We start from the raw sequence: 25,902 nt of genomic DNA, 5'->3' as shown, positions 1-25,902 counted from the left end.
GCTTCTGGGCATGCGTCTTGAAAGCCGTGGCTATCGGGTCAGTACCGTTGAAAGCGGGCCACAGGCGCTGTCACTGGTCGAACAGCAGCGCCCTGATCTGGTGCTGTCGGATCTGCGCATGGATGGCATGGACGGCATGGCGCTGTTTGGCGAGATTCAGTCCCGCCATCCCGGGTTGCCGGTCATCATTCTGACCGCGCATGGCTCCATCCCCGAAGCCGTCAGCGCCACCCGTCAGGGAGTGTTCGGCTTTTTGACCAAGCCCATCGACCGCACCGAGCTGTTTGCACTGGTCGACGAGGCGCTCATGCAGACCTCGCCGGCCAGCGGCGGGGCAGACCCGGCCTGGCGCCGTGACATCATCACCCGCAGTACCGTCATGGAACAGGTGCTCGAGCAGGCCGGCAAGGTTGCCGGCAGCGATGTCAGCGTGCTGCTCTCCGGCCCCTCCGGCTCCGGCAAGGAGCTTCTGGCTCGCGCTCTGCACCGCGCCAGCGCCCGTGCCGAACACCCCTTTATCGCCATCAACTGCGGCGCACTGCCCGAGCAGCTGCTGGAAAGCGAGCTGTTCGGTCATGCCCGCGGGGCCTTCACCGGCGCGGTCAGCGCCCATGAAGGGCTCTTTCAGGCCGCCCACGGCGGTACGCTCTTTCTCGATGAGATCGGCGACATGCCCCTGTCGCTGCAGGTCAAGCTGCTGCGGGTGCTTCAGGAGCGTCAGGTGCGACCGCTGGGCAGCACCCAGAGTATCGATGTGGACGTGCGCGTTATTTCCGCCACCCACCGCGATCTCAACGCGGCGATGAATGAGGGCACCTTCCGCGAGGATCTTTTCTACCGCCTCAACGTGGTCAACCTGCGCCTGCCGGCCCTGCACGAGCGCCCCGAGGACATTCCGATTCTGGCGCGCTATCACCTGGAACTGGCCGCCGATCGCCACAAGCCCTCGGTCAAGGGGTTTTCAAAGGAGGCCATCAGCCTGCTGGCCTCCCATGCCTGGCCGGGCAACGTGCGCCAGCTCGTCAACGTGGTCGAGCAGTGTGTGGCGCTGTCTACCGCGCCGATCATTGCGCACGCGCTGGTAGCCCAGGCACTGGCCTCGGAAGACAACGCCCTGCCATCGTTCAACGCAGCGAGAGCCGGTTTTGAACACGGCTATCTGGTCAAGGTGCTCAAGATTACCGAGGGCAACGTCACGCAGGCGGCACGCATCGCCGGACGCAATCGCACCGATTTCTACAAGCTGCTTTCCCGCCACGAGCTTGACCCCAACAGCTTCAAGCCTGCCTACGCCGACGGGCCGCTTTGATCAGCGCTTCAGCCGCCGCTTCACTTCCACCTTCAGACGGCCCTCGCCCAGACGGGCCGTCAGCACCTCGCCCGGCTGAGTGTCCTGTGAGCGGCGAACCACGCCGTTTGAGGATTCCAGAATCGCGTAGCCGCGGCCCAGTACGGCCAGCGGGCTGACGGCGTTGAGCTCGCGCATCAGGCCTTCCAGCTTCTGGCGCTGTTCGTTGATTCGCCGTTCGGGGGCGGCCATCAGCCGCTGTTCCAGCGCCTCGAGGCGCACTCGATGGTCACGCAGCGCCCGCTCGGGCGAGGTCTGCTGGAGTCGCGCCTGATCGGTTGTCAGGCGCTGGCGGGATTGTTCCAGCCGGTAGCGCATCGCGCGCGTCAGGCGCGCTTCAAGGTCATCAAGCCGCTGGCGCTGCGTGCTCAATCGCTCGCCGGGGTGGCGAAGACGTGAGGCGGCGTGATCCAGCCGCTGGTTCCACTGATCGAGCTGGCGCTGCTGGGCGCCGGTCAGGCGCTGCGTGAGGGTCGACAGCCGCTCCAGAATGTCGCGGCGATCCGGCACCAGCCGTTCGGCGGCGGCCGAGGGCGTCGGGGCGCGAGCGTCGGCGGCCAGATCGGACAGCGTGGTGTCGATCTCGTGGCCCACCGCGCTCATCACCGGAATCGGGCTTGCCTGAATGGCGCGCGCCAGACGCTCATCGTTGAAACACCACAGATCCTCCAGACTGCCGCCGCCGCGGGTGATCAGCAGCGCATCGAAGCGGCCGTCACGTGCGGCGGCTTCCAGCGCGTGGATCATGGCCGGGGCCGCCTGATCCCCCTGCACCGGTACCGGCAGAACGCTCACCTCGAGCAGCGGCCAGCGCGCCTGCAGCACGGCCAGCACGTCCTGAAGGGCCGCGCCGCTGGCGGAGGTAATAATGCCCAGCTGCTGCGGCGGGCAGGGCAGCTCGCGGGCATTGTTGAACACGCCTTCGCCCTCGAGTTTTGTTTTCAACCGCTCCAGTGCGGCCAGCAGGGCGCCGCGGCCGGCCTCCTGCACTGCCTCCACGATCAGCTGATAGTCGCCGCGCGGCTCAAAGATCGAGACTTTCGCCCGAATGCGCACGCTGTCGCCTTCGCGCATGGGGGCGGCGACAAAGCGTGCGCGGTTGCGAAAGAGCGCGCAGCTGACCTGGGCGCGATCGTCCTTGAGCGTGAAGTAGAGATGGCCCGAGGCCGGGCGCGACACGCGCGAGAGCTCGCCTTCGACCCACACCTCGCCCAGGGTGTTTTCAAGCGCCCCGCGTGCGCGGCGGTTCAGATCGGAAACGCTCAGGGCGTCACTTTTTGAGGCGGGGGTCATGACAGCTCCCTGCAGGGTGATTCGATTCGAGGGTTTATGGTCCGGAAGTAGCCCGTGGTCCAGCAGGGGCAGGGCAGTCCGGCCTGAGTAGTCTGGCACGGTGGTGCGGCGGTGTCTGCCGGCGTGACCACCTCGGGCAGCGCCTTGAAAAAGAGTGCGTATATGGCAGCAATAGCGCGCCGCCGTGGGTGCGTTCGTTGTATGGGCGGGCCGCAGGCGTTAAAATGCTCGATTAATTATTCCCCGCCGCCTGTACAACCCACTCAGTGGACGCCAGTTATGCTGCGTATAGCTCAAGAAGCGCTTACGTTTGACGACGTATTACTCGTTCCCGGTTATTCCGATGTTCTACCGAAGAACGTCTCTCTGAAATCCCGCCTGACCCGCAACCTCGTCCTCAATATTCCGCTTGTCTCCTCCGCCATGGATACCGTGACCGAAGCCCGCCTGGCGATTGCCATGGCGCAGGAAGGCGGCATCGGTATCGTGCACAAGAGCATGTCGATCGCCGCTCAGGCCGCTGAAGTGCGCAAGGTCAAAAAGCACGAAAGCGTGATCGTGAAGGACCCCGTCACGGTCAGCCCCGACGCCAAGCTCACCGATCTTCTGGCCATGGCCGAAGAGTACGGCTACTCCGGCTTTCCGGTCGTGAAGGGTGAAGAGCTCATCGGTATCGTGACCGGCCGCGACATGCGCTTTCAGCCCAACTACAGCGACAGCGTCGAGGCGATCATGACCCCGCGCGAGAAGCTGATTACGGCGAAGGAAGGCACGCCGCTGGAAGACATCAAGCGCCAGCTTCAGGAACACCGCATCGAGAAGATCCTGATTGTCAGCGACGACTTCCACCTGCGTGGTCTGGTCACGGTGCGCGACATCGAAAAGGCGCGCACCTACCCGAACGCCGCCAAGGACGAGGACGGTCGTCTGCTGGTTGGCGCCGCGGTCGGCACCGGCGAAGACACCGGCGAGCGTATTCAGGCCCTGCATGATGCCGGCGTTGACGTGATCGTCGTCGACACCGCCCACGGCCACAGCGCCGGCGTGCTCGATCGCGTGCGCTGGGTCAAGGAGCACTTCCCGTCGCTGCAGGTCATCGGCGGCAACATCGCCACCGCCGCGGCGGCCAGGGCGCTGGCCGAAGCCGGCGCAGATGGCGTCAAGGTCGGCATTGGCCCGGGCTCGATCTGCACCACGCGCATCGTCGCCGGTGTCGGCGTGCCGCAGATCACCGCCGTTGCCGATGTGGCCGAAGCGCTCAAGCCCTATGACATTCCGCTGATCGCCGATGGCGGCATTCGTTTCTCCGGTGATATCGCCAAGGCGATCGTTGCCGGTGCCCACTGCGTCATGGTCGGCAGCCTGCTGGCGGGCACCGAAGAGTCGCCGGGCGAGATCGAGCTCTATCAGGGCCGGACCTACAAGGCCTACCGCGGCATGGGCTCGATGGGCGCGATGTCCCAGACCCAGGGTTCGTCGGATCGCTACTTTCAGGACAAGAACGAAGGCGTCGAGAAGCTCGTACCCGAAGGCATTGAAGGTCGTGTGGCCTACAAGGGCCTGATGAGCGCCATTGTCCATCAGATGATGGGCGGCCTGCGCGCCTCGATGGGCTACACCGGCTCGCACGATATCGACACCATGCGCACCGTGCCGGAATTCGTTCGCATCACCAGCGCAGGCTTTGCCGAATCGCACGTTCACGACGTGCAGATCACCAAAGAAGCGCCGAACTACCGGAGCTGATGGCATGCGCTGCCCGCGTGGGATCATGACTCTCATTGATCGATGCGCGGGCAGGGCACGTCCACCGGCTGCCGGGCAGTTCAGTATCAAGAGCGGGAGGCGAAAGCTTCCCGCTCGCTGTTTATATCCTCGCCGTTCTCGGCTGTGTAGAGAGATCCCATGACCGACATTCACGCCCACAAGATCCTGATTCTCGATTTTGGCTCCCAGTACACCCAGCTGATCGCCCGCCGCGTGCGCGAGATCGGGGTCTATTCGGAAGTGCGCGCCTTCGACATCACCGAAGAAGAGATCCGCGAGTACAACCCCAACGGCATCATCCTCTCCGGCGGGCCGGAGTCGGTCGCCGAGCTGGACTCCCCGCGCGCACCGCAATGCGTCTTCGAGATGGGGCTGCCGGTGTTCGGCATCTGCTACGGCATGCAGACCATGGCCGCCCAGATGGGCGGGGCCACCGAAGGCTCGGACAAGCGGGAATTCGGCTACGCCCAGATCAGCGTCTCCGCTGAAGACGATCTGCTCGGCGGCATCAAGGACCACATCGGCGATCGTGGCGACGCCCTGCTGGATGTGTGGATGAGCCACGGCGACAAGGTTGCCCGCGTCCCTGAAGAATTCGAAATCACCGCCTCCACGCCGAGCTGCCCGATCGCCGCCATGAGCTGGGCTGAAAAGCGTCTCTACGCGGTACAGTTCCACCCGGAAGTGACCCACACCACCCAGGGCCAGCGCATTCTCGAACGCTTCGTGCTCGAGATCTGCGGCTGTGAACGGCTCTGGACCCCGGCCAAGATCATCGAAGACCTCGCCGAGCGCGTGCGCGAACAGGTCGGCGACCGTCACGTACTGCTCGGCCTCTCCGGCGGGGTGGATTCCTCCGTGGTGGCAGCACTTCTGCACAAGGCGATCGGCGACCAGCTCACCTGCGTGTTCGTCGACAACGGCCTGCTAAGAAAGGATGAAGGCGCCCAGGTGATGGACACCTTCTCCCAGCACATGGGCGTGCGCGTCATCCGCGTCGATGCCGAAGACGAGTTCCTCGGCCGCCTGAAAGGCGTTGATGACCCGGAGCAGAAGCGCAAACTGATCGGCAACACCTTTATCGACGTGTTCGACCGTGAAGCCGCGAAGATCGACGGCGTCGACTTCCTCGCCCAGGGCACCATCTACCCGGATGTGATCGAATCCGCGGCGTCGAAAACCGGCAAGGCGCACGTGATCAAGTCGCACCACAACGTCGGCGGCCTGCCGGAGACCATGAAGCTCAAGCTGGTCGAACCGCTGCGCGAACTGTTCAAGGACGAAGTGCGCAAGCTCGGCCTCGAACTCGGCCTGCCGTATGACATGGTCTACCGCCACCCGTTCCCCGGGCCGGGCCTGGGCGTGCGCATTCTCGGTGAAGTGAAGAAAGAATACGCCGACATCCTGCGCGAGGCGGACGCCATCTTCATCGAAGAGCTGCACAACTTCGACTGGTACCACAAGACCAGCCAGGCCTTCGCCGTGTTCCTGCCGGTACGCTCCGTCGGCGTGGTGGGGGATGGCCGCCGCTACGAATGGGTTATCGCCATTCGCGCGGTCGAAACCATCGACTTCATGACCGCCCGCTGGGCGCACCTGCCGTATGAGCTGCTGGAGAAGGTCTCCGGACGCATCATCAATGAGATCAGCGGCGTGTCGCGTGTGACATATGATGTGAGCAGCAAGCCGCCCGCGACGATCGAGTGGGAGTGAGGTGGTAGCTGCTTGAGTGAATGAGAAAACCCGCCGAGAGGCGGGTTTTTTTATGCGCGGCTGCCGAGCAGGCGTAGGCCCATGCCGATAAACAGCACCCCGGTCAGGCGATTAAACCGTGCCTTCCAGCGTTGACCGCTGAAGTAATGGCCGATCCTTTTAACGCCCACTACATAGCCGCTGTGCACGGTAATGACGATGCCGGCAATCGTTAGATACATGATCGCGAACTGCCCCGTTAGAGCGTGCGCATGGTCAATGAACTGCGGCAGGAAGGCAGAGAGAAACAGTAGGGTTTTGGGGTTGCTGATCGAGACCAGAAAGGCCTCCAGCCACAGGGAGGAGTGCCGCCGTGATGGCTCGACGGTTACCGCCGCGTCAGGGCGCCGCTTTCTGAATGACGCCAGCAACTGCCTTGAGCCGAGAAACATTAGATATGCCGCACCGATCACCTTTAACACCGTAAACGCCATGGGGAGAGTGCTGAGCAGCGTACCAACGCCCAGCGCGACCAGCGCAATTGTAATGAGCTGGGCGGCTAGGTTGCCGGTCAGCGCGATCAACACGCCCGGCACGCCGTGGCGTAGGCCGTTGCGAATCACCAATAGAACATTGGGGCCCGGCGACAGGGTGACCAACAGATAGGCCAGAAAGAACGCCAACCAGAGATGCAGAGACATACGGTGCTTTCCTTGTTGTTATCAAGCGAGCCGTTGATCTGCGAGTGTGCGATGGGGAAGGGCAATTGTCACTTGTGTAATGGATGGTTGCACACACGCGTGGGTGGAAACCATCGACGTCATGACCGCCCGCTGGGCGCACCTGCCATATGCGCTACTGGAGTAGACCTCCGGTCGCATCATCAACGAGATCAGTGGCGTGTCGCGCGTGACGTATGATGTGAGCAGCAAGCCGCCCGCGACGATCGAGAGGTAGTGAGGTTTGAGCTGCCTGCTTGAATGGAAAAACCCGCCAATTGGCGGGCTTTTGATTCTATAAAAGATGAAGCTTATAGTTGTTTTTATATGATGTAATAAATTTGCTAGATATTTATTCTTATTTCGCTAGGGCTTGAGGGTTACATGTCCATGGCAGTAATATATTTTAAAGCTTTCTCTAAAAGATAAGGTTTAATATGCCCTTCTGAAAGAGTATTTTGTTCGCTAGTGCCTCCATTCTTGGATCGCCATGTAGGTTCTAAACAAACGAACTCGGCTGATCCTACGCGAATACCAATATCTGCTTGAATTCCAGATATTAGATTGGACCTCTTTTCGATGCTAACTTCAAAGTTTAATCCATCCTCTCGGAGAGTGTATTCAAACAGTCTGCCAATAGCTTGATTTAATTTTTCATCGTTATTTCGGGCAAGGGCTTGAATTGCTTGATACTCTTTGACAGTAGTATCAGATATTTTACCTGATGCTTTAGACGGAGATGCCTCTCTCCCTAATACAATAAGTAGTTCTTTATATACAGGTGTGGATCTCAAAGAGCTAGCTGCCGCTGTTTTTGACCCTGATTTATTTCCCAGCGCGTTTTTAACTATAGTATCGCCGAAGCAGCGTACTGCATTGACTGATACGTTGGGCGGAACAGCAAACACTCTTGCATCGAGAGCTCTCAAAAGCTGACCAGCGTTTGATCTTCGTTTACGCCATTCTTTTGCATAAGTAGCTGTATTATTGGAATCATCGATCGTGTCAAGAATGCGAGAAAGATCAACTTGCCAATGACTTCCTTGAGTAAGCGAGCCTACAGTATGGCCAATGGCCGATCTATCATCTCCGTGGAGCAATACCCATAGGCGTGGCTGGCCTCTTTCCTTTATTAAGCTTTTAAAATGGGTGGTCGATTTTTCTGACTCGGATATAACTTGCTGGTAAAAATCCGATATTGTTTCAGATGTGTCGATTAACGGTGCAGCAATTTCACGTGATAAGCCATAAGCTTCTAAGCCATCGCCAGAAAGATTTAACGCAGTGTTATCTGCGATGTCGTAAAACTTTTGTTTGTCAATGCCGGTAAAATTAAAAACACCTTTTGTATCATGGGCGCAAATAGAGTCCCTGCCAACATTCCAAGCTATTTCAGATATTTCTTTTGCTGCACTTATGTCAGTCATTGTCCATAGTATGACGATGTTGCCTTCACCCTCTCTTAAAAAGTCAAGCCAGCTAATAAAATTCTCTTTGGATTTTTCTATATCTTCTTTCCTAGGGTTATCCCTTTTTTCGATTAATACGATTTTATGTTTTCCGGCCGCTTCTTGATTTTTACTTTTTATTATTTCTGGTAAATTTTCGAGGTTTTCAGATGGAGGTATTGACGTTATGTGGATGTTTTCGAAAAATTTGGGTAAGGATTTGACAAAGGTCGTTTTTCCAGAGCCGGATTTGCCAAGAAATATTTCGAAAACACCACCAGACCCTGATTGTATTCTTGATAAGAGCTGGTCAACCCTGCTTTCGGCGGAAGCTACTCGTTCAACTAAATCCGAAGGATCGAGGCCAGCTTCTTTAGCTCGATTCGTCAATACTTCCCAGCGCCTTGGGAGCAATAGCGGTGCAAGAATTGAAGTTGACATTTTTCCTCTTTTTGGCATTGGACCGTAAAACGATCAAAAATGTTGATCGAATTAGATAGTATAAAATTATATATTAATAATATACAGAAAGATTAAATTTTTTAGGTTGCCACTCCTGTTGCCTTGTTAGTTTCAAGCGCGCAGATATTGATGCCACAAAGTTCGATCACGCCCATTCCCACAGCTAACCTCCATACCGGCTATCCCAGCGAAGGCCACACGCTACCGGCCTAGGTTTCAATCTGCTCTAGCGTATAATCTCTCTAGGCAACTTCCATCACGGCGCGCTGAAAGAGTGCGAGCGTGGCATCGGCGTCATCAACGGTGTAACGGCAAACGAAGATAGCAGGCAGGTTGCTGTTGTTCATGAGTCACGACGCTTGCTGACTCACCGCATCCCATGAAGTGAGCCAAGTAATATTGCATAAGTAACTTTAAGCCACGCTCACCGTTGCCACGCGCAGCGCCGCATGCTGCAATAGCATGATGGTCTTGCCATCGACAATCTCGCCGGTGCGAATCATTTCCAGCGCTTCCTCCAGCGGCAGTTCCAGCACTTCGATATCCTCGCCTTCATCCTCAAGCCCGCCCCCCTTGCCGGTTTTCAGGCTGTCGTCGTAATCGGCGATGAAGAAATAGAGCTTTTCCGTGACCGAGCCCGGGCTCATGAAGGCTTCAAACACCTTCTCGACGTGCTGGATGCGATAGCCGGTCTCTTCCTCGACTTCGGCGCGAATGCGAGCCTCGGGCGAGGCGTCATCCAGCAGGCCCGCCGCGGTTTCGATCAGCATGCCGTGATGGTTGTTCACAAAGGCGGGGAAGCGAAACTGGCGCGTCAGCACGACCGTGCGGCGCTCGCGATTGAACAATAAAATGGTCGCGCCGTTGCCGCGGTCATAGGTTTCCCGGCTCTGGCGCTGCCAAGTGTTGTCCCGCCGCAAATAATCAAACGTGGTCTTTTTCAGCGTGTACCAGTCATCCGACAGGACTCTGGTCTCGATAATGTTTATCCGGGGCTCGGTAGCGCGCATGTGTTTTCTCACGGCATGGCAGGAGAAAGCATGCTATCGTGCGGTTTCGTGCAAAAACAAGATAATTCGTGCAGAGAGCCAATAACGCATGCTGACCCATCAGAGGAAAAACGAGATTCTGGCGCGCCTGAAGCGGGAAGGGCAGGTGATCGCCAAAACCCTGAGCGAAAGCTTTGGCGTCTCGGAAGATACGATTCGGCGTGACCTGCGCGAGCTGGCCGCTGAGGGGCTGTTGCAACGTGTGCATGGCGGTGCGCTGCCGGCGTCTCCGGCCGTGGCGGATTTCGCCCAGCGCCAGAGCATCGAGTCGGACACCAAGCGCGCCGTTGCCGCGGCCGCGGCGGCAATGGTCTCGCTCGGTCAGGTGTTGATTCTGGATGGCGGCACCACGGCGGTGGAGATGGCCCGGCAGCTGCCGCGGGATCTGACCGCCACGGTGGTCACCCACAGCCCGAGCATTGCCGTCGAGCTGGTCAATCATCCGGGCATCGAGGTCATCATCATCGGCGGGCGGCTGTTCAAGCACTCCATCGTCACAGTGGGTACGGCTGCCATGGAGGCGCTGTCGCACATTCGCGCCGATGTCTATTTCATGGGGGTGACCGGGGTGCACGCCACCGCCGGTTTGAGCACGGGTGATCTGGAAGAGGCCTACATGAAGCGGGCGCTGGCGGCGCATGCGGCCGAAACGGTGGTGATGGCGTCTTCCGACAAGATCAATGCCGCCTCGCCGTACATGATCGGCGAGCTGAGTCTGGCCAGTACTATCATCGTGGAAAAGAGTACGGAAGCGGCCCTGATCGAGCCGCTGGCCGCTGCCGGTGTCACGGTGGTGATGGCCTGAGTCGATGCGGTCAGTATCCGGCACCGCTGATTCGAAAGGGCAACAAGTCAGGCTTGCATTAGAGAGTTTGCAACTTTCGTCTCCCTGAGCGGCTTTTAACGTGTGGATGGGCGTGGCTTGTACCAGGCTGGCTCTGGTTAATTCTTTTTAAATAATTGGGTTAATACCACGACCCACCAAAAGATGCCGGACAGGTGACACGGAAACGATAAAACACCGGCGGCATCCGGATAGCATCACTCAAGGGACTGACATCATGGCAAATTCCAACAAGACCCAATCACTTGCGTTTCTTGGCGGCGGGGAGACAGCCCTTGTTCTGCCCGACGACATCACGGAGTTTGAGCTGGATACCCGATTCGACGACAGCGGGGTCCGCTCCGGTGAGACGCTGGATCTGACCGTACAGGGCAGCGCTCTCGAATCGCTTGATCTGAGCGGCAACGGTCGCGTTGCATGGGACAACAGCGCAGATAATACCGCTGCCGTCGGGCAGGTCGATGCCTCGGGGCTTGAAGGCGGGCTTGAATACACCGCCTCGAGTGATGTGCAGGAAACCATCATTCTTGGCGGCGCGGACGGCGGTGTCGACGTGATCAACATGGCAGAGGATGGCTCGCGTTTCGGCAATGACGGTCATGCGATCGATACGCTGGTCGGCTTCAACCCCCGTACGGATACCCTGTTTATCGATGACGATGTGGTGGCGTCTTTCGATAACCTCGATCTCGACAATGCCGTCTTTGCGGATGCCTCATTGTCGCTTGAAGAGGCGCTGACGCAGGCCGGCGCCCAGGACAGCGGTGATGCCATCCTGCCGGTTCTCCACGGCGAGGATACCTATTTCTACCGCGACAGAGGGCCGGCGGGGCTGGATGACAGCGATTTCGTCCTGCAGATCGAGGATCTTGCCGGCGGTCTGAACTCCTTTGCGGATCGTCAGGGCTATATCTCCGACATGGCGCCGGCACCGACAGGTCCCTTCGAGGATGTCGAGGTATCGGGGATGACCAGCGGCACCGAGGGTACCGCTGACAGTTTCGTGTTTGGCAGCGATGGCGCCTGGCAGGATGCCACCATTACCAACTTTGAGCTGGGCGTCGATCGGCTCGATCTGTCACAGGTGAACGGCAGAGATGGTGACCCGATCGATTACAATGACGTCAATATGCACCCCAGTGAAGAGCTTCTGGTCAACACGGACACCGGGATGCATCTCGTTCCGCTTATCGGCGTACCGAAGTACGACCCCGGTTCGCCGATCGGTGAGCTGAACTATGCCATGGGTCCCGAGGACTTCCTGTTTGCCTGAGTCTTTATTGAGATATTAAAAATCGTTTTCGCGCCAGGGCCCATCTTTTGATGGGCTCTTTTATGTGCTTGATACAGACATATGTTCGATCCTTGGTCAGCCCGGCGTGCCACGTCTGCTGGAAAGGCTGTCAGGCAGTGGCGCCGGTGTCGTGTAGCACTTTCTCCATCCGGAAGTTCTTCAACACCTCCCCACGGCGCTTCATCTCCTGCGCCGTCACGACATCAAACCCCCGCGCCTTGAAGAAGGGCCGGCCGGTCAGGCTGGCCTCGGTGGTCACGCACTTAATCCCACGCCGTTGGGCCGCCTGCTCGACGACGCTTAAAAGCGCACTCGCCACCCCGCGGCGCTGATGGTCCGGGCTGACAAAGAGCATATCGAGATGGCCGTGCTCGTTAAGGCTGGCAAAGCCCGCTGGCGTGTCATCGATCATGGCGAGCCACGTGGACTGGCGCTCAAGCGTTATGGCCCAGAGAGCCCGGTCGATGCCGCCGGCCCACGCTTCAAGCTGCGCCGGTGTGTAGTCCCTGGCGGCCACTTCCCGCACGGCGCGTCGAAAAAGGGCGAGCGTGATCTCGGCATCACCGGCGCGGTAGTCACGAATGCCTAAAGTATCCGGCGCCATGGCGGCTATCCTTGAACAAAGCGTTTGGGTACGAGCCGGGAGGCTGTCATGAACACACTATTGAACAACTGGCCGTTCATTGTCGGGTTGATCCTGATCGTGGTCGGGGTGGGCATGGTGGTGGTCGGGGGTTATGTTCGCATCTTTCGCGCGGTACTGGTGGGGGCAGGGCTGCTGCTGGCGGCGGCCGTCATCCTGCTGATGAGCCCATAAACGCACCGCTATCCATCGCGCACTGCACGCCACGAACCGAAAGAAGGCGCCTCACCCGGGGCGCCTTCTTCGTTTCATCAGCATCGGTTAATACTTATGGCGCATTGATCCTGCGCTGGCGCATCGGCAACGCTTGTATCGCGATATTGCTATATCCGGTTTTCCTGAACGCCAATGCCGGCCGGATGGAGGCCAGCGTTATCGCCCCATGGTCATCGCTTATCCCGCCGCGTCGAGCCCGCGATGATCCCGCTTCGCGCTCCTGCCACCAGCCAAAGAGATTGCCCATGAAAGGGTTGATACCCATTACCACCTCACTGCTGCTCGGCGCCGGCCTGCTCTCCACCGTGCACGCCGCCCAGGTCGAAGTGCATGACCCCGTCATGGCCCGCGAAGACGGCACGTATTATGTGTTCAGTACCGGCCCGGGTATCGATATCTACTCCTCCGATAACCTGAAACAGTGGCGCCATGCCGATCGCATTTTCAGCGGTGAGCCGGATGATCCGCCCTGGGCGACGTCGGTCGCGCCGGCGTTTGACGGGCATATCTGGGCGCCGGACATCGTCGAGAAAAACGGCCGCTATTATCTCTACTACTCGGTGTCGGCGTTCGGCCAGAACACCTCCGGCATCGGGGTGACCGTCAACGAGACGCTCGACCCCGAGGCCGACAACTATCAATGGCAGGATCAGGGCCTCGTGCTGCAGTCCGAACCCGGTCAGGACAACTGGAATGCCATCGACCCGGCGGTGATCGAGGATGACAACGGCATGCCCTGGATGAGCTTCGGCTCGTTCTGGGGCGGGCTGAAGCTGGTACAGCTTGATGAGGCCATGACAGGGCTCGCCCAGCCTGTGGAGATCCTCGATCTCGCCACGCGCCCGAACAGCGAGGAAAACGCCATCGAGGCGCCGTTCATCTTCAAAAGGGACGGCCACTACTACCTGTTCGCCTCATTTGGTTTCTGCTGCCGCGGGGCGGACAGCACCTACCGACTGGTGGTGGGGCGCAGTGACAGCGTGCAGGGGCCCTATTTGGATAGAGCGGGCGTGCCGATGATGGAAGGCGGCGGCACGCTGGTGCTGGAAGGTATTAATGCGTGGCCCGGGCTGGGGCACAACGCGGTCTACACCTTTGATGACCGGGACGTTATGGTGTTTCACGCCTATGAAGCCGCCGATGACGGTCTCCAGAAGCTGCGCATTCTGGAAATGGACTGGGACAATGGCTGGCCGGTGGTCGACCCGGACGATCTCAACGCCAACACCACCGAGCTGGTCGAGTAGAGATTGAAAAACAACATGGCAGGGCGGCCAGGGGCCGCCGCGCTGTCTTTGCCTCTGGTCACTTATCGATACACCCGGTCCAGCTGCGTAAAGGCCCCGCGGGCGTGATCTTCCTGAAACATCTCATGATCGCGGCGCACGCGCTCGGCGGCTTCTTCGGCAAACATCACCATGTCCTCGGTAAAAAGCGCCTTTGGGCCGATGGCCTCGACAATGGCCGGTTCGATGTCGTAATCCACCCGGCCGGCCTCGTCAGACAGGGCGTGCACGCCGGCGAGCACCTGACCGCAGATGCGGGCGTACGCTTTCCAGTCGCTTTTGGAGAGATCCTCCAGGTCGATGCTGTCGCGAAACGGGGCACGTTCGCGCGATAGATAGCTTCGCCCGTCAAACTCGACGTGGCCGTAAAAGCGGTCGCCGCGCACAAGATGCACCGCCTGGGCGTGGGTGATGCGCTCGGCGCGGGTGTTCATCTCGTGGCCGTTGGGTGGCACCAGTCCGGTCAGCGCCGAACGGCGGGCCTGCTTGTACTCGATGATCAGGTCAGCAGTGCCGTCACCCTTTGGCCCCTCGATCAGCACGTAGTAGCGGTCCAGCCCCAGCGAGGCGGTGCCCTGGCCGCGGCGAATCGCGACGTCCTTCACCCGCATGCCCGTGCCATCGGATGTCCGGGCACGCGGCGGCACTTCGATATGGTTGTCTGTCACCAGCCGGTCGGTGATCTGCTGGAACTCGTCACGGCGCGAGGAGATCGGCACCAGCTTGTCGCTTGAGCGAAAGCGCCGGCCGGTCTCGTCGAGATAGTCGTCCCTGAGCCATTTGGAGCGCTTTTCATGGGCGCTCTTGAACAGCTTTCGAATCAGCTTCGGGGCGTTATCAACACGCATCTCCTCATCCTGTTCGGTGGCCTCGCGGGCCAGGCGCTGCATGGCGTCGATATAGCCATCGATGAACCGGCGTACGATCTTCACCCGATGTTTGTGCTTGAGCTCGCCTTCGGTTCCGGCGGCGATCATGAAGCCGGTGGCGCCGCGCTTGAGATCCCAGGTAAAGGGGGCGTAGTAGGCCTCGTCGAAGTCGTTGACCGAAAAGATGGGCACGTTGTCGACGTTGGGCATGATGCCGAAATTCTCCGGGTGGACATCGCCCAGCGCCAGCACGGTCGGCATCCAGGCGTCGTCGCCGGCCATGTCGCGATAGAACAAAAGCGCCGTACCGCGGAAAAAGGAAAACAGCGAATTCGAGAGCTGATCGAACTTGAGCGCGGTCTCCTCGGTGCCATCGGCGATGCGGGTCTGGTGGTCCTCGCGCAGGGTCTGGCGCACGTGCAGTCGTCGATCGATCCCGGTCAGGGCGCGCGGGCGCAGCACGAAGCCGCCGTCGGCCACGGCGTTGGCCAGCCGACGAAAGGTCTCAAAGCGAGCGCCCACGCCGGGTTCAACAGTCCCGGCGCCGTCACGCTTAAGCGCGGCAGCCAGTTCCGCCCGGCTCATCGATGAGCGCCCGGCAATGTCGCGCTGCTTTGCCTGCTCGTAGAGGGCCTTTAGTGTCGGTCCGGTCGCATCGGTCATGCCTGCCTCCTGGTGGGGTCTCGCCCTTGAGGGCATCAAGGGGCGTCGGTGTCTTCAGCATGGTCGATCCGGGCGCGCCGTGCCCGGCCCGGATATTGTTGATATGTATTGGCGTACGGCGCGACAAGTCGCGCTAAGCTGGCGCTGCCCGGCATACAATGCCCCGGCGGAATTTTTCATGGACGATTCACGAACCCGGTAACGCAGGCATGATGATAAAAGGGTGGCGGCTGTGGGCGGTGGCGGTGGCGGTAGCGGTGCTGGTGTTGTCCGGCCTGTGCCAGGCGCAGGAGAGCGGCAGCGGCAGCGGCAGCGGCAGCGGGGAGGCGGGCTGGTACAAAATCGATGCCCTTAACGTCGGGCTTGATGGCGATGCCGAAAAAACGAACCTTCGAACGCCGCGTGAAACCATGCGCCATTTCATGCATCTGACCGAAACCGGCGATTTCGAAGGCGCGGCGCATATTCTCAATCTGGCGGATCTGGCACCGGCCGATCAGCGCGAGCGCGGCGCGGAGCTGGCCCAGCAGCTGGCCGAGGTGTTTCGACGCGGCAAGTGGCTCAATGTCTCAAGGCTTTCGGCACGCCCGGACGCCGTGATCGAGGACATTTCCGGCAAGGACCCGCGAGCGGGCCAGATGCGACGGGATATCGAACTGGCCTCGCTGGAGGCCGGAGATGACGCCTACGATATCCGCCTGGGGCGCTATCAGGTCGGTGATGACGAGCCGGTCTGGCTGATCACACCGGAGAGCGTGGCCTCCATCCCGGCGCTTTATGACCGCTACGGTCCGTCGCGCTTCGAGGTCTATATCCCGGGGCCGCTAAAGCAGAATTTCGGGCTTTTGAGAATCTGGGAGTGGATCGCCATTCCGCTGGTGCTGCTGGCGATCGCCCTGATCGGCAAGGGCGTTCATCTGGTGATGACGTTTCTGACGCGGCTGTTGCCTTCCGGCTCGCCGAGCATCTTCATGGTCCAGATCCGAAGCCCGGTGGCGCTGATCGTCATGGCGCTGGTCATGCAGACCCTGATCGACTTCGTGGTCTCCTTTTCGGCCGTGGTGGCCACTACCCTGCGAGTGACGCTGACCATCGTCATGGCCTGGGGCATCGGGGTAATCGCGCTGCGCATGATCGACACCTTCATGCTGCACATGACCCGACGCATGGCCGGCGAGATCGATGACTCCAAGCCGCGGGATGAGCGCAAGCTTTTGACCACGCTCTATGCGCTGCGCCGCGTCATCATCCTGATCATGGTCATTCTGGTCACGATCTATGTGCTCGGGCAGGTGCGTCTGTTCGAGACGCTGGGCCTGTCGATTCTGGCCTCGGCAAGCGTTCTGGCGGTGCTGGTGGGTATTGCCGGTCAGGCGGTGCTGAGCAACATTCTGTCGTCATTTCAGCTCTCGCTGGCCAAGCCGCTGCGCATCGGTGATCTGGTGATGTTCGAAGGCCAGTGGTGCTATGTCGAGAGCATCTTCTACACCTACATTCTGCTGCGGGTGTGGAACGAGCGCCGTCTGATCGTGCCGGTCACCTACTTTGCCTCCCGGCCGTTCGAAAACCTCTCGGCCAAAAGCACCATGGAGTATCGAAGCCTCGAGCTGGTGCTGCACCTCAACGCCGATGTGGCGTGCTTGCGCGAGAAGTTTCTCGAGTTTGCGCAGGCCGAGGACAACGTCATCGAGCATCACAAACTGCTGTGCAGCGTGACCGCCCAGAACGCCGCGGCGCAGACCATCACCTTCTTTTTGATGACCGTGGACCCGCTCTCCGGCTGGTCGGCCGAGGTCAGCGTTCGCGAAAAGCTCATGGCGTTCATTCGCGATGAACACCCTGACTGGTGGCCGCGACAGGTGGTGGTGTTGAGCGAGCAGGACATTGCGCGCGGCGAGGCAGCGAATCTGTCGTAACCGTCGTTTGAAACGTGCCATCGCTTCACACGAGCCATCGCTTTAAACGAGTCATCACCTGAAACGGGCGATCAAAAAAATACCCCGGAGGTGGCCCCCCGGGGTACGGATAGTGCAGAGGCAAACCGGCGGTATCAGGTTGCCGTGGTAGCGGGCTCTTCCTGGTCGCCGCCGGGTGCATCGTCCTGCGTGTCCGCGTCGTCGTCCGGTGTGGCGGTCTGCTCATCGGGCGTGTCGGCGCGGTCATCCGGCGTGACGGTCGGCTCATCCGGCGCGTCGGTGCTTTCTGCCGGCGCGGCGGAATCGCTTTCCGGCATGGCAGCGCCGTCGTTGCCGGCCGGGGCGGCTGTCGGCTGCGGTGCGCCGGCGTCATCACGGGTGACGCGCCATACGGCGTTGGTCAGATCATCCGCGACGATAACGGCGCCATCCGGGGCGACGGTCACGCCCACCGGGCGACCGCGGGTGCGACCATCATCGGTGAGAAAGCCGGAGACGAAGTCCACCGGGTCGCCGGCAGGCTCGCCGTTTTCAAACGGAATGAAGACCACGTTGTAGCCCACCGGGTCGGTGCGGTTCCAGCTGCCGTGCTGGCCGACGAAGACGCCGTCGCTGTATTCCCCACCCACCTGCGGTGTCGAAAAGGCGATGCCCAGCGGCGCCACGTGGGAGCCCAGGCTGTAGTCCGGCGAAATGGCGGATTCGACCTTCTCCGGGTTTTCCGGCTTCACGCGCGGGTCAACGTGCTGGCCCCAGTAGCTGTAGGGCCAGCCGTAGAAGCCGCCGTCCTGCACCGTGGTCATGTAGTCCGGCACCAGATCCGGGCCCAGCTCGTCACGCTCGTTGACCACTGCCCAGAGCGTGTCGGTATCCGGCTGGAAGGTCAGCGCCGTGGGGTTGCGCAGCCCGGTGGCGTAGGGGCGATGCGCGCCGGTCTCGGCGTTGATCTCCCACACCTCGGCCCGGTTGACCTCGGCTTCCATGCCACGCTCGGTGATGTTGCTGTTGGAACCGATGCCGACGTAGAGATACTCGCCATCCGGGCTGGCGGTCATCGCCTTGGTCCAGTGGTGGTTGATCTCGGCGGGCAGCTGCGCGACGACCTCGGGCGCGCCGCTGGCTTCGGTCTGGCCCTCCTCGTAGTCAAAGCGCACCAGCGCGTCCTGATTGGCCACAAACAGGCCGGCATCGGTCAGCGCCAGTCCGTAGGGGGCGTTGAGGTTGTCGGCAAAGACCGACTGCTCATAGCTGCCGTCGCCGTTGGGGCGCAACAGCGTCAGCCGGTTGCCGCTTTCCACCGAAGTCTTGCCCTTGGCCTTGATGACGCCGGCGATAAAGTCCTTGGGTTTGAGCTTCGGGGCGTTGCCGCCACTGCCTTCGGCCACCAGGATGTCGCCGTTGGGCAGCATCAGCGTTTGACGCGGTATTTTCAGGTCGGTGGCAATCGCCGTAATGCTGTAGCCATCGGGCACCACCGGCTTTTCATCGTTCCAATCGGCCTGTTCAGGCACCGTCATGTCCGGCAGCAGCCCGCGCTGCGGTTCCGGGAGATCCGGGTTGGGGCCGTATTGAAGGTTGGCCGCCGAAGCGCTGGTGCCTGCAGCCATCAGCGCAATCGCCAGCGGCGTGGTCAGGCAGAGTCTGGAAAATGTCATTGTTTTACCTTCACGCCAGTGTTTGAAAAACCCAGTCCGGTAGCGACCAGGGCCAGCACCGTCACGATGATCGACAGGATAAAGCCGGTGGGCATGATCGCCCAGGCATCCATGGCATGGATCAGCGCGTTGATAAAGCCAAGCACAAAGCTCACCACCAGCACCGCGACATAGATGAGGCCGCGGCGGCGATCGAGCGCGCGAAACAGCCCGATGATGCTGCAGACAAAGGCCAGCCCGTTACACACGAGCGCCCCGGCAATCAGCCAGGAGGCAAAGGTGGCCCACTGGATCTCATAGCTTGCCATATAGGCGTAGTCGCTCAGCGCAGCACCCAGAAACAGCACGAAGGTGCCGGCAAGCAGCACTCCGTGCAGCGGATTCAATCCGCCTCGATAGGTATGTTCGACAGCAGCGTTCACGGAGGACCCCCTGAAAACATTAAGGAAAAATTGTGCCTCGGCGGCACGTTATTGTCATGAGCGTTCCATCACAGCGTAGCCGTTTTATGGCCGCACCAGGGAAGCACTTTCGACCTGGCTCGAACCTGAATTTATTCTGAATAAAGCTGACGCGTGGCGTTCTGCGGGTTTAGCACCCGATACGGCGCAATAGACGTCGCGCCAAAAGGTAGCGCGCCAGAAGAGGTGCCGGCCTGTCGAGCGCTTACGCCTGTCGGGTCGGCAGGGTCATCACCACGCGCAGGCCGCCGCCATCCCGGTTGGCAAGACTCAGCCGGCCCTGATGCGCCATCACGATGCTGCGTGCGATGCTCAGCCCCAGGCCGTAGCCGATCTCCTCGGAGGGTGTCGAGATATCACCGCGCACCCAGGGCTGCATGATGCTGGCAAGGTGTGCCTCATCGATGCCGGGGCCATCATCCTGGATGGCCACCTCGACCCGGTCGTCGCCGGAATGCAGCGTCAGGCGCGCGCTGCCGGCATGGCGCAGGGCGTTGTCGATCAGATTGTGCAGCACGCGGCGAAGGCTGGGCGCGTGGCCGGTGATCAGGGTCATCGGGGCCGGGTCGCAGCGCACATCGCTGCCCGTCTCGACAAACTCGTCCACGACCTCGCTGATCAGGTGGGTCAGGTCGAACGGGGTGTGGTTCGCCGCGGTGCTGTCGCCGGCGGAGTCCAGCAGGGAGGCGATCAGCGTTTCCATCTGATCGATGTTGGCCACCAGCTTCTCCCGCAGCGATGGATCGGTGATGCCCTCGACCCGAAGGCGCATGCGGGTCAGCGGGGTGCGCAGGTCATGAGAGACGGCCGAGAGCAGCTGGGTGCGCTCGCCCATAAGATCAATCAGCTGGCGCTGCATGGCATTAAACGTTTCGGCGGCGCGGCGCATCTCCCTTGGCCCCTCGACGGCCAGGGGCGGGCGCCGGATATCCTCGCCCAGCGCCGAGGCGGCGCGTGCCAGACGTCTCAGCGGTCGGGTGATCAGGCGGGCCACCACCAGCGCCACCGCCATCAGAGCCAGCGCGCGCAGCAGATAAACGCGCATGGCGTAGTCGCCCAGTACCTGCCAGGCGGGCCGGCCGTTCCAGCCCCGCGCCTGCACCGCCTCGACATGCAGCCACTGCCCGGAGGCCAGGCGCAGCTGAAAATCGAAATGTCCGACCACCCGGGAGAAGCCGAACAGGCTGGCCCAGGTGCTGAGGCGGTCCCGGTCGTCGCGCAGACTGACATCAAGCAGCGACAGCTGCAGGGTCTCGCCCATCTCACGGTGCAGGGCGTCCTGCAAAAGGCGCTCCACGTTCTTCTGAGCCGGGTCCAGCCGCGAGGCAACGGGCAGCGGTGACGCGCGCCGCTCGACATGGAAGGTGGCGGTGTCCGGCAGGGGGCTTGACGGCGCCTCCCCGAGTCGCTGGATGACCTCCACGGTGCGAAAGACCACCAGCCGCGCCGGCTCTTCCAGCACCTGGCTGTAGCGCACGTCATACCAGATGCTGCTGAACAGCAGCTGGATCGACAAACCGGTGACCACAAGAATCACGCTCAGTCGGGCGAACAGCGAGTCGGGCCACCACCGGGGGCGCCATGTCTGCATGCGCCGCACTCTGGCGCGCATCACATCAAACCCGGTGCGCATCATGCGACAGCGGCGGGCAGTTCGAGCAGATACCCCTCATTGCGAACGGTGCGAATAAAGCGCGGGCGGCGCGCGTTGTCCTCGAGCACATGACGCAGCCGGCTGATGCAGACATCGATGGAACGATCATCCGGATAGTACTCTCGCCCGAAGGCCTGATGGCTCAGCGCGTTGCGGTTGACGATCCGGTTGGGGGCCTCACTGAGCGTCTTGAGCACCATGAAATCCGAGCGCGTCAGATCAAAGTGCCGGCCATCGGGGGCGTGCAGGCGGCGGGTCTGCAGGTCCAGCCGCCAGCCGGCGAAGCGGCGTTCACTGTAATGACAGTCGGCATCGCACGCTTGAGCAGGGGGCTCGCGATCCGGGGTTTGGCGGCGCAGCACGGCGCGGATGCGGGCCAACAGCTCGCGTGGGTCAAAGGGCTTGCACAGGTAGTCATCCGCACCGAGCTCGAGCCCGATGATGCGCTCGGCACAGGCGCCGCGCGCGCTGATCATGATCACCGGCAGGCTGCCTTGATGGCGCAGGGCGCGGCACAGGCTCAGGCCGTCCTCGCCCGGCAGCATCAGATCAAGAATCACCAGATCCACGCTGTCATCCAGTCGATCCCACATCTCGCGGCCGCTGGCGGCACAGCGGGTGCGATAGCACATGCCGGCGAGATAGTCAGTGATCAGCGCCCGAATTTCGTCATCGTCATCCACCACGAGCACCCGCGGACTTTCATCGCAGCGCTCGTCGCCTGCGGCAAAGACGCTCACGTCACCAATACAATCCATTACATATGCCCCACAGAGCAAAAGGTTCCTGATCCAGGGCGCCAATATAATCGTCGGCCCCAGAGTGGTAAATGCTAATCATTATTATTTTCGTAAAGGGTCATTCATGAACAATCGCGCTTCACAGGCATCCGGGAACGCCTTCGAGTGGTCAGGGAAGCCGCTCGCCGGAGCCATTGCCGCCACGTTCGGCAGCTGCCTGCTCAGCACGGCGGTGTACGCGCAGCCGCCTTCCGATAACAATCAAAACGCCTCAAGCGTTCAGCTGGCACCCATGACGATCGAGGCAGCCAGCTACCAGAGCGGCTTTGCCAGCAGTTACACGGTGCCCGAAACCCGCAGCGCCACCGGCTTGAATCTCTCGCCCCGGGAGACGCCGCAGTCGGTCACCAGTATCACGCGCCAGCAAATGGACGATCGGCGGGTGGTCGATCTCGAGGACGCGCTGGAGCTCACGCCCGGGGTGACTGCCAACAAGTCCGAAGTCGGCGTGCGCACCTCCTTTCGGGCGCGCGGCTATGACATCAACAACTGGCGGGTGGACGGGCTGCAGTTTCCCGGCGGATCGGGCTTTAGCGGCGGTGGTAACGCCCTGAGCATGGACATGTACGAGCGCGTTGATATTGTGCGCGGCGCCAACGGGCTGCTGGGCGGCACGGGCGACCCGTCGGCCACCGTGGATCTGGTGCGAAAGCGCCCGCAAAAGGAATTCGGCGGCAGTGCCTACGTCTCCTATGGCCGCTGGGACAAGTCCCGCGTCGGGGCGGATCTTAATCTGCCGCTGACCGAAGACGGCAGCATCCGCTCGCGGTTTGTGGTCACCCAGCAGGAGGGCGACTCGTTTCGCGACAACGAATCCAATCGCAATCGGGCGGCGCTGGCCACCTTCGAGTTCGATGCCACCGAGGACACCACGCTGGGCGCGGGCTATCAGTATGAGTACCGCAAGACCCGCGGGGCCGGGTGGGGCGCCAACGTGCCGATCTGGTTTGCCGACGGTGAAAAAACCGATCTGTCGCGCAGCACCAACCTGGCGCCGCACTGGAGTTACGCGCAGTCAAAGACCAACACCACGTTCGCGTCACTGACCCATCAGTTCAACCGCGACTGGCAGCTTGATGTCAGAATCGCCCAGAGCGACATCGATGCCGTCAATCAGCTGGCGGTGGCCAAGGTCAATCGTGACAGCGATGGCAACTATGGCGGCTACTGGAATCAGGACGGCAGCGGCGCCGTTCTCAACGGCCTGCGCCAGATGCCCGAGACCCGTCAGCGCTCCGCCCGATTTGATCTGAGCGGCAGGTATGATCTGTTCGGCCGCCAGCACGATGTGATGTTCGGCTACAGCGAAAGCCGCACGCGTGAACGCTCACCCGAGCAGAACTGCGTGATGTCGAGCGATACGACCTCCGTTGCGTCTGCAAACTGCATGTACCGCCTCGACGGGCTGGCCATCACCGACTGGCGTAATGGCGTCGACGACGATTTCAGCCTGGATGCCTCCAGAACCGGTCGCACCAGCGTCGACAAGACGCGCCTGCGCGGGGTGTACGCCGCCACGCGGTTAAACGTCACCGAGCCGCTGTCGGTGATTCTTGGTGCCCGCGCCAGCTACTACAAGACCGAAAGCCGCGGTGTTGACGGCGACCGCATCAGCAGCCAGCAGGAAAACGGCGTCTTCACGCCCTATGCCGGCGTGATTTATGACCTCTCCCGCAACTATTCGCTCTATGCCAGCTACACCAACATCTTCACGCCGCAGACCCGCGAGACCAGCAGCGGCGATCGGGTCAAGCCACTCGAGGGCGACAGCTACGAAGCCGGCATCAAGGGAGAGTGGTTTAACGGTCAGCTGAACGCCTCTGCGGCCGTGTTCCGTACCCGTCAGGAAAACGCCGCCGTGCTGGACGGCGCCAACGAGACACCGACCGGCGGTCAGGCCTACAAGGCCGGCACCGGCAACGAGACCGAAGGGGTGGATCTGGAAGTGGCCGGCGCGATCACGCCGAACTGGAACGTCTACGGTGGCTACACCTATCTGCACTTTCGCAGCATCGACTCCGACGGCCGCAGTGACCCGTCACACCTGTTCAAGCTCTCAACGACCTATCAGCCCGCGGGCATGCTGGATCGCTGGACCTTCGGCGGTGGCGTGCGCGCCCAGAGCAACATCGATGCGATCTCGAGCCCGGCAGGGCGGCCCACCGATGGCGTCAGCACCGGCTCCACCCGCGCCAGGTGGCCGGGCTATGCAATCTGGAACGCCATGGCCTCCTACGACATCACCGACAATACCAGCGTGACGCTCAACCTGGATAACCTGTTCGACAAGCGCTACTACGACAGTTACGGCTTCTACGCCGGCTCGATCTACGGTCAGCCGCGCAGCGGCACCGTCACGTTGAGCACCACCTTCTAACCACAGCGAACGATCCGGTCGGATCTCACGCCCTGCCGGCACCGGATAAACACCGGGGCCGGCAGGGCGTTTTTGCTGGTCGCGATCAGACGGTTCGCGGCCCGTCGGTGCTGGCCGGGTCAGGGTGCGCGGTGGCCACGTCCGGCACCACCTGCGACAGGTCTTCCTGATGCTCGTGCTCGAGCGCGCCCTGCACCAGCGCCTCGGTCACGACCAGCTCGGCGCCGACCGCGGAGTGGGGCGTGTTGGAGGTAAAGGGCGCCACGGGCAGCGGCGCCGGCCGCCGGCTGCGACGCCACAGCAGAAATACCATCAGCGCACTGGCCAGACTGCCCAGCGCCAGAAAAAGCCCCGTGTCGCCCAGATGGTCCATGACCGGCGTGATCAGCGGCGGGCTAAACGTCGCGCCCAGTTCGTTGATCAACAAAAGCCCCTGGCTCATGCGCACCAGCGCACCGGCCGGGGCGCGGTCGGAGGCGTGGCTGATCGCCACTGGATACAGCACAAACGCGCTGCCGCCGATCAAAAACAGCATGCCGGCCATTACCATGGGATTGTCTGCGGCGAACAGCACGCCAAAGCTGAGCGCCCCCAGCGCGGCACTGGTGATGATCAGCACCATCTGTCGGTCATGGCGATCCGACCAGCGCCCGATCGGATACTGCAACAGCATCGCGCCCAGAATCACGATCGCCATCATGCGCCCGACCTCGGCAAGCTCCAGCCCGATGCGCTGTAGATACAGGGGCAGCAGGCTGTAAATCGCCGAGATCACCAGCCCCGCCACAAAGCAGCCCACCACGCCGGTCGGGGTGACCGTGATCAACCGCCAGGGAGACAGCGGCTCGGCATGTTCCACCAGCGGCGAGACGCGCGGGATCAGCCCCAGCGGCAGAATGGACAGCGCCGCCAATATGGCGATGATCATGAAGGCCGCCGAGTCGCCCCCGAAATCCGCCACGCCCAGCAGCAGCTGGCCAATCACGCCGGCGCCGTAGAGCGCAATCATGTAAAGCGCCAGCAGGCGACCGCGCACCTTCGGGTCCGAGGCACTCAAAAGCCAGCTCTCGATCACCAGATAGACGCCAAGCGTTGCCCAACCACACAAAAAGCGCATGACAAACCAGAATTCGGCGTTCACCCACAGCCCCTGAGCCAGCACCGTGACCGCCACCAGCGCGCCAAAGCAGGCGTAGGCGCGGATGTGGCCGATGCGCAGCAGGATGCGGTCACTGAACAAGGCACCGATGACCAGGCCGGCGTGAAAGGCCGACGAGATCCAGCCGATCGTGGTGGCCGAGGCGCCGGCGGCGTCCAGACGCACCGTCACCAGCGACATCATGAAGGCGTTACCGATACCAAAGATAAAAAGTCCGAGCAGTGGCGCAAGGGCCATCGAGAACAGCTGGCGTGACATGAGGCGTGTTGATCCTGATAAGCGTCGGC

Annotated in this window: 19 protein-coding genes and 2 pseudogenes; 10 read left to right on the top strand and 11 right to left on the bottom strand. The window is 61.3% G+C overall.

What is annotated here, in order from left to right:
* Positions 1 to 10: 10 nt before the first annotated feature.
* Positions 11 to 1,309, top strand: a complete 1,299-nt coding sequence (locus tag ACS92L_RS08220) for a sigma 54-interacting transcriptional regulator (RefSeq protein ID WP_438768441.1) — start codon at positions 11 to 13, stop codon at positions 1,307 to 1,309.
* On the opposite strand, the gene xseA is transcribed toward ACS92L_RS08220, so the two are convergent.
* The gene (xseA, locus tag ACS92L_RS08215; protein ID WP_438768362.1) at positions 1,310 to 2,641 is read right to left on the bottom strand and encodes an exodeoxyribonuclease VII large subunit; all 1,332 of its coding nucleotides are present in this window, start codon (positions 2,639 to 2,641) and stop codon (positions 1,310 to 1,312) included.
* 279 nt (positions 2,642 to 2,920) lie between these two features.
* Between xseA and guaB the strand changes: the two genes are divergently transcribed.
* Positions 2,921 to 4,387, top strand: a complete 1,467-nt coding sequence (guaB, locus tag ACS92L_RS08210; RefSeq protein WP_438768361.1) for an IMP dehydrogenase — start codon at positions 2,921 to 2,923, stop codon at positions 4,385 to 4,387.
* Positions 4,388 to 4,546: 159 nt separating this feature from the next.
* Positions 4,547 to 6,121: a glutamine-hydrolyzing GMP synthase gene (gene guaA, locus ACS92L_RS08205; protein WP_438768359.1), complete on the top strand. Its 1,575-nt coding sequence runs from the start codon at positions 4,547 to 4,549 to the stop codon at positions 6,119 to 6,121.
* 50 nt (positions 6,122 to 6,171) lie between these two features.
* Here the strand turns inward: guaA and ACS92L_RS08200 are convergent, their stop codons facing one another.
* On the bottom strand, positions 6,172 to 6,801 hold the full coding sequence (locus tag ACS92L_RS08200) for a LysE family translocator (protein ID WP_438768358.1): 630 nt from the start codon (positions 6,799 to 6,801) through the stop codon (positions 6,172 to 6,174).
* A gap of 103 nt (positions 6,802 to 6,904) precedes the next feature.
* On the opposite strand from ACS92L_RS08200, the pseudogene ACS92L_RS08195 reads away from it, so the two are divergent.
* A pseudogene (locus ACS92L_RS08195) lies at positions 6,905 to 7,057 on the top strand (hypothetical protein); the annotation flags it as partial.
* A gap of 142 nt (positions 7,058 to 7,199) precedes the next feature.
* Here the strand turns inward: ACS92L_RS08195 and ACS92L_RS08190 are convergent.
* Together ACS92L_RS08190 and ACS92L_RS08185 are read right to left on the bottom strand one after the other, a co-directional pair.
* Positions 7,200 to 8,708 carry a hypothetical protein gene (locus tag ACS92L_RS08190; protein ID WP_438768357.1) on the bottom strand — a complete coding sequence of 503 codons (1,509 nt, stop codon included), beginning with the start codon at positions 8,706 to 8,708 and terminating at the stop codon, positions 7,200 to 7,202.
* A 434-nt stretch (positions 8,709 to 9,142) separates the two neighbouring features.
* Complete coding sequence (locus tag ACS92L_RS08185; protein ID WP_438768355.1) at positions 9,143 to 9,739, bottom strand: NUDIX domain-containing protein; 597 nt, start codon at positions 9,737 to 9,739, stop codon at positions 9,143 to 9,145.
* A gap of 88 nt (positions 9,740 to 9,827) precedes the next feature.
* On the opposite strand from ACS92L_RS08185, the gene ACS92L_RS08180 reads away from it, so the two are divergent.
* Together ACS92L_RS08180 and ACS92L_RS08175 are read left to right on the top strand one after the other, a co-directional pair.
* Complete coding sequence (locus tag ACS92L_RS08180) at positions 9,828 to 10,583, top strand: DeoR/GlpR family DNA-binding transcription regulator (protein WP_438768353.1); 756 nt, start codon at positions 9,828 to 9,830, stop codon at positions 10,581 to 10,583.
* A 256-nt stretch (positions 10,584 to 10,839) separates the two neighbouring features.
* Positions 10,840 to 11,895, top strand: coding sequence for a hypothetical protein (locus ACS92L_RS08175; RefSeq protein ID WP_438768351.1), 1,056 nt, complete (start codon positions 10,840 to 10,842; stop codon positions 11,893 to 11,895).
* Positions 11,896 to 12,025: 130 nt separating this feature from the next.
* Here ACS92L_RS08175 and ACS92L_RS08170 read toward each other — a convergent pair whose 3' ends face one another.
* Positions 12,026 to 12,520, bottom strand: a complete 495-nt coding sequence (locus ACS92L_RS08170) for a GNAT family N-acetyltransferase (protein ID WP_438768350.1) — start codon at positions 12,518 to 12,520, stop codon at positions 12,026 to 12,028.
* Positions 12,521 to 12,568: 48 nt separating this feature from the next.
* Between ACS92L_RS08170 and ACS92L_RS08165 the strand changes: the two genes are divergently transcribed.
* A complete protein-coding gene (locus ACS92L_RS08165) occupies positions 12,569 to 12,733 on the top strand; it encodes a hypothetical protein (protein WP_438768348.1) in 165 nt (54 codons plus the stop codon).
* Positions 12,734 to 13,020: 287 nt separating this feature from the next.
* On the top strand, positions 13,021 to 14,022 hold the full coding sequence (locus tag ACS92L_RS08160) for a family 43 glycosylhydrolase (RefSeq protein WP_438768347.1): 1,002 nt from the start codon (positions 13,021 to 13,023) through the stop codon (positions 14,020 to 14,022).
* A 62-nt stretch (positions 14,023 to 14,084) separates the two neighbouring features.
* On the opposite strand, the gene ACS92L_RS08155 is transcribed toward ACS92L_RS08160, so the two are convergent.
* On the bottom strand, positions 14,085 to 15,593 hold the full coding sequence (locus tag ACS92L_RS08155; RefSeq protein WP_438768346.1) for a DUF2252 domain-containing protein: 1,509 nt from the start codon (positions 15,591 to 15,593) through the stop codon (positions 14,085 to 14,087).
* A gap of 209 nt (positions 15,594 to 15,802) precedes the next feature.
* Here ACS92L_RS08155 and ACS92L_RS08150 point away from each other — a divergent pair, with 209 nt between their 5' ends.
* Positions 15,803 to 17,509, top strand: a complete 1,707-nt coding sequence (locus tag ACS92L_RS08150; RefSeq protein ID WP_438768345.1) for a mechanosensitive ion channel family protein — start codon at positions 15,803 to 15,805, stop codon at positions 17,507 to 17,509.
* Between the two features lie 377 nt (positions 17,510 to 17,886).
* On the opposite strand, the pseudogene ACS92L_RS08145 reads toward ACS92L_RS08150, so the two are convergent.
* The 4 genes and pseudogenes from ACS92L_RS08145 to ACS92L_RS08130 form a co-directional block, all read right to left on the bottom strand.
* Positions 17,887 to 19,116: pseudogene (locus ACS92L_RS08145) on the bottom strand (PQQ-dependent sugar dehydrogenase); the annotation flags it as partial.
* Between the two features lie 44 nt (positions 19,117 to 19,160).
* Complete coding sequence (locus ACS92L_RS08140) at positions 19,161 to 19,586, bottom strand: DUF2231 domain-containing protein (protein ID WP_438768344.1); 426 nt, start codon at positions 19,584 to 19,586, stop codon at positions 19,161 to 19,163.
* Positions 19,587 to 19,830: 244 nt separating this feature from the next.
* Complete coding sequence (locus tag ACS92L_RS08135) at positions 19,831 to 21,216, bottom strand: ATP-binding protein (protein ID WP_438768343.1); 1,386 nt, start codon at positions 21,214 to 21,216, stop codon at positions 19,831 to 19,833.
* Positions 21,217 to 21,257: 41 nt separating this feature from the next.
* Positions 21,258 to 22,019 (bottom strand): response regulator, encoded by a 762-nt coding sequence (locus ACS92L_RS08130; RefSeq protein ID WP_438768342.1) that lies wholly within the window; start codon positions 22,017 to 22,019, stop codon positions 21,258 to 21,260.
* Between the two features lie 124 nt (positions 22,020 to 22,143).
* Here ACS92L_RS08130 and ACS92L_RS08125 point away from each other — a divergent pair, with 124 nt between their 5' ends.
* Complete coding sequence (locus ACS92L_RS08125) at positions 22,144 to 24,456, top strand: TonB-dependent siderophore receptor (protein ID WP_438768341.1); 2,313 nt, start codon at positions 22,144 to 22,146, stop codon at positions 24,454 to 24,456.
* A gap of 85 nt (positions 24,457 to 24,541) precedes the next feature.
* Here the strand turns inward: ACS92L_RS08125 and ACS92L_RS08120 are convergent, their stop codons facing one another.
* Positions 24,542 to 25,873: an MFS transporter gene (locus ACS92L_RS08120; RefSeq protein ID WP_438768340.1), complete on the bottom strand. Its 1,332-nt coding sequence runs from the start codon at positions 25,871 to 25,873 to the stop codon at positions 24,542 to 24,544.
* Positions 25,874 to 25,902: the final 29 nt, after the last annotated feature.

This window comes from Kushneria halocnemicola, assembly GCF_965650455.1.
GTDB lineage: Bacteria > Pseudomonadota > Gammaproteobacteria > Pseudomonadales > Halomonadaceae > Kushneria.
Note: the sequence above shows the minus strand (reverse complement) of the source record. Positions and strands in the feature narration are given on the sequence as shown.

Excerpts from the sequence above, each read along its gene's own strand:
- ACS92L_RS08120 (WP_438768340.1), bottom strand. The coding sequence starts at position 25,873 with ATGTCACGCCAGCTGTTCTCGATGGCCCTTGCGCCACTGCTCGGACTT.
- ACS92L_RS08150 (WP_438768345.1), top strand. The coding sequence starts at position 15,803 with ATGATGATAAAAGGGTGGCGGCTGTGGGCGGTGGCGGTGGCGGTAGCG.
- ACS92L_RS08185 (WP_438768355.1), bottom strand. The coding sequence starts at position 9,739 with ATGCGCGCTACCGAGCCCCGGATAAACATTATCGAGACCAGAGTCCTG.
- guaA (WP_438768359.1), top strand. The coding sequence starts at position 4,547 with ATGACCGACATTCACGCCCACAAGATCCTGATTCTCGATTTTGGCTCC.
- ACS92L_RS08200 (WP_438768358.1), bottom strand. The coding sequence starts at position 6,801 with ATGTCTCTGCATCTCTGGTTGGCGTTCTTTCTGGCCTATCTGTTGGTC.
- ACS92L_RS08155 (WP_438768346.1), bottom strand. The coding sequence starts at position 15,593 with ATGACCGATGCGACCGGACCGACACTAAAGGCCCTCTACGAGCAGGCA.
- ACS92L_RS08220 (WP_438768441.1), top strand. The coding sequence starts at position 11 with ATGCGTCTTGAAAGCCGTGGCTATCGGGTCAGTACCGTTGAAAGCGGG.
- ACS92L_RS08135 (WP_438768343.1), bottom strand. The coding sequence starts at position 21,216 with ATGCAGACATGGCGCCCCCGGTGGTGGCCCGACTCGCTGTTCGCCCGA.
- xseA (WP_438768362.1), bottom strand. The coding sequence starts at position 2,641 with ATGACCCCCGCCTCAAAAAGTGACGCCCTGAGCGTTTCCGATCTGAAC.
- ACS92L_RS08180 (WP_438768353.1), top strand. The coding sequence starts at position 9,828 with ATGCTGACCCATCAGAGGAAAAACGAGATTCTGGCGCGCCTGAAGCGG.
- ACS92L_RS08175 (WP_438768351.1), top strand. The coding sequence starts at position 10,840 with ATGGCAAATTCCAACAAGACCCAATCACTTGCGTTTCTTGGCGGCGGG.
- ACS92L_RS08170 (WP_438768350.1), bottom strand. The coding sequence starts at position 12,520 with ATGGCGCCGGATACTTTAGGCATTCGTGACTACCGCGCCGGTGATGCC.
- ACS92L_RS08165 (WP_438768348.1), top strand. The coding sequence starts at position 12,569 with ATGAACACACTATTGAACAACTGGCCGTTCATTGTCGGGTTGATCCTG.
- ACS92L_RS08190 (WP_438768357.1), bottom strand. The coding sequence starts at position 8,708 with ATGTCAACTTCAATTCTTGCACCGCTATTGCTCCCAAGGCGCTGGGAA.
- ACS92L_RS08125 (WP_438768341.1), top strand. The coding sequence starts at position 22,144 with ATGAACAATCGCGCTTCACAGGCATCCGGGAACGCCTTCGAGTGGTCA.
- guaB (WP_438768361.1), top strand. The coding sequence starts at position 2,921 with ATGCTGCGTATAGCTCAAGAAGCGCTTACGTTTGACGACGTATTACTC.
- ACS92L_RS08160 (WP_438768347.1), top strand. The coding sequence starts at position 13,021 with ATGAAAGGGTTGATACCCATTACCACCTCACTGCTGCTCGGCGCCGGC.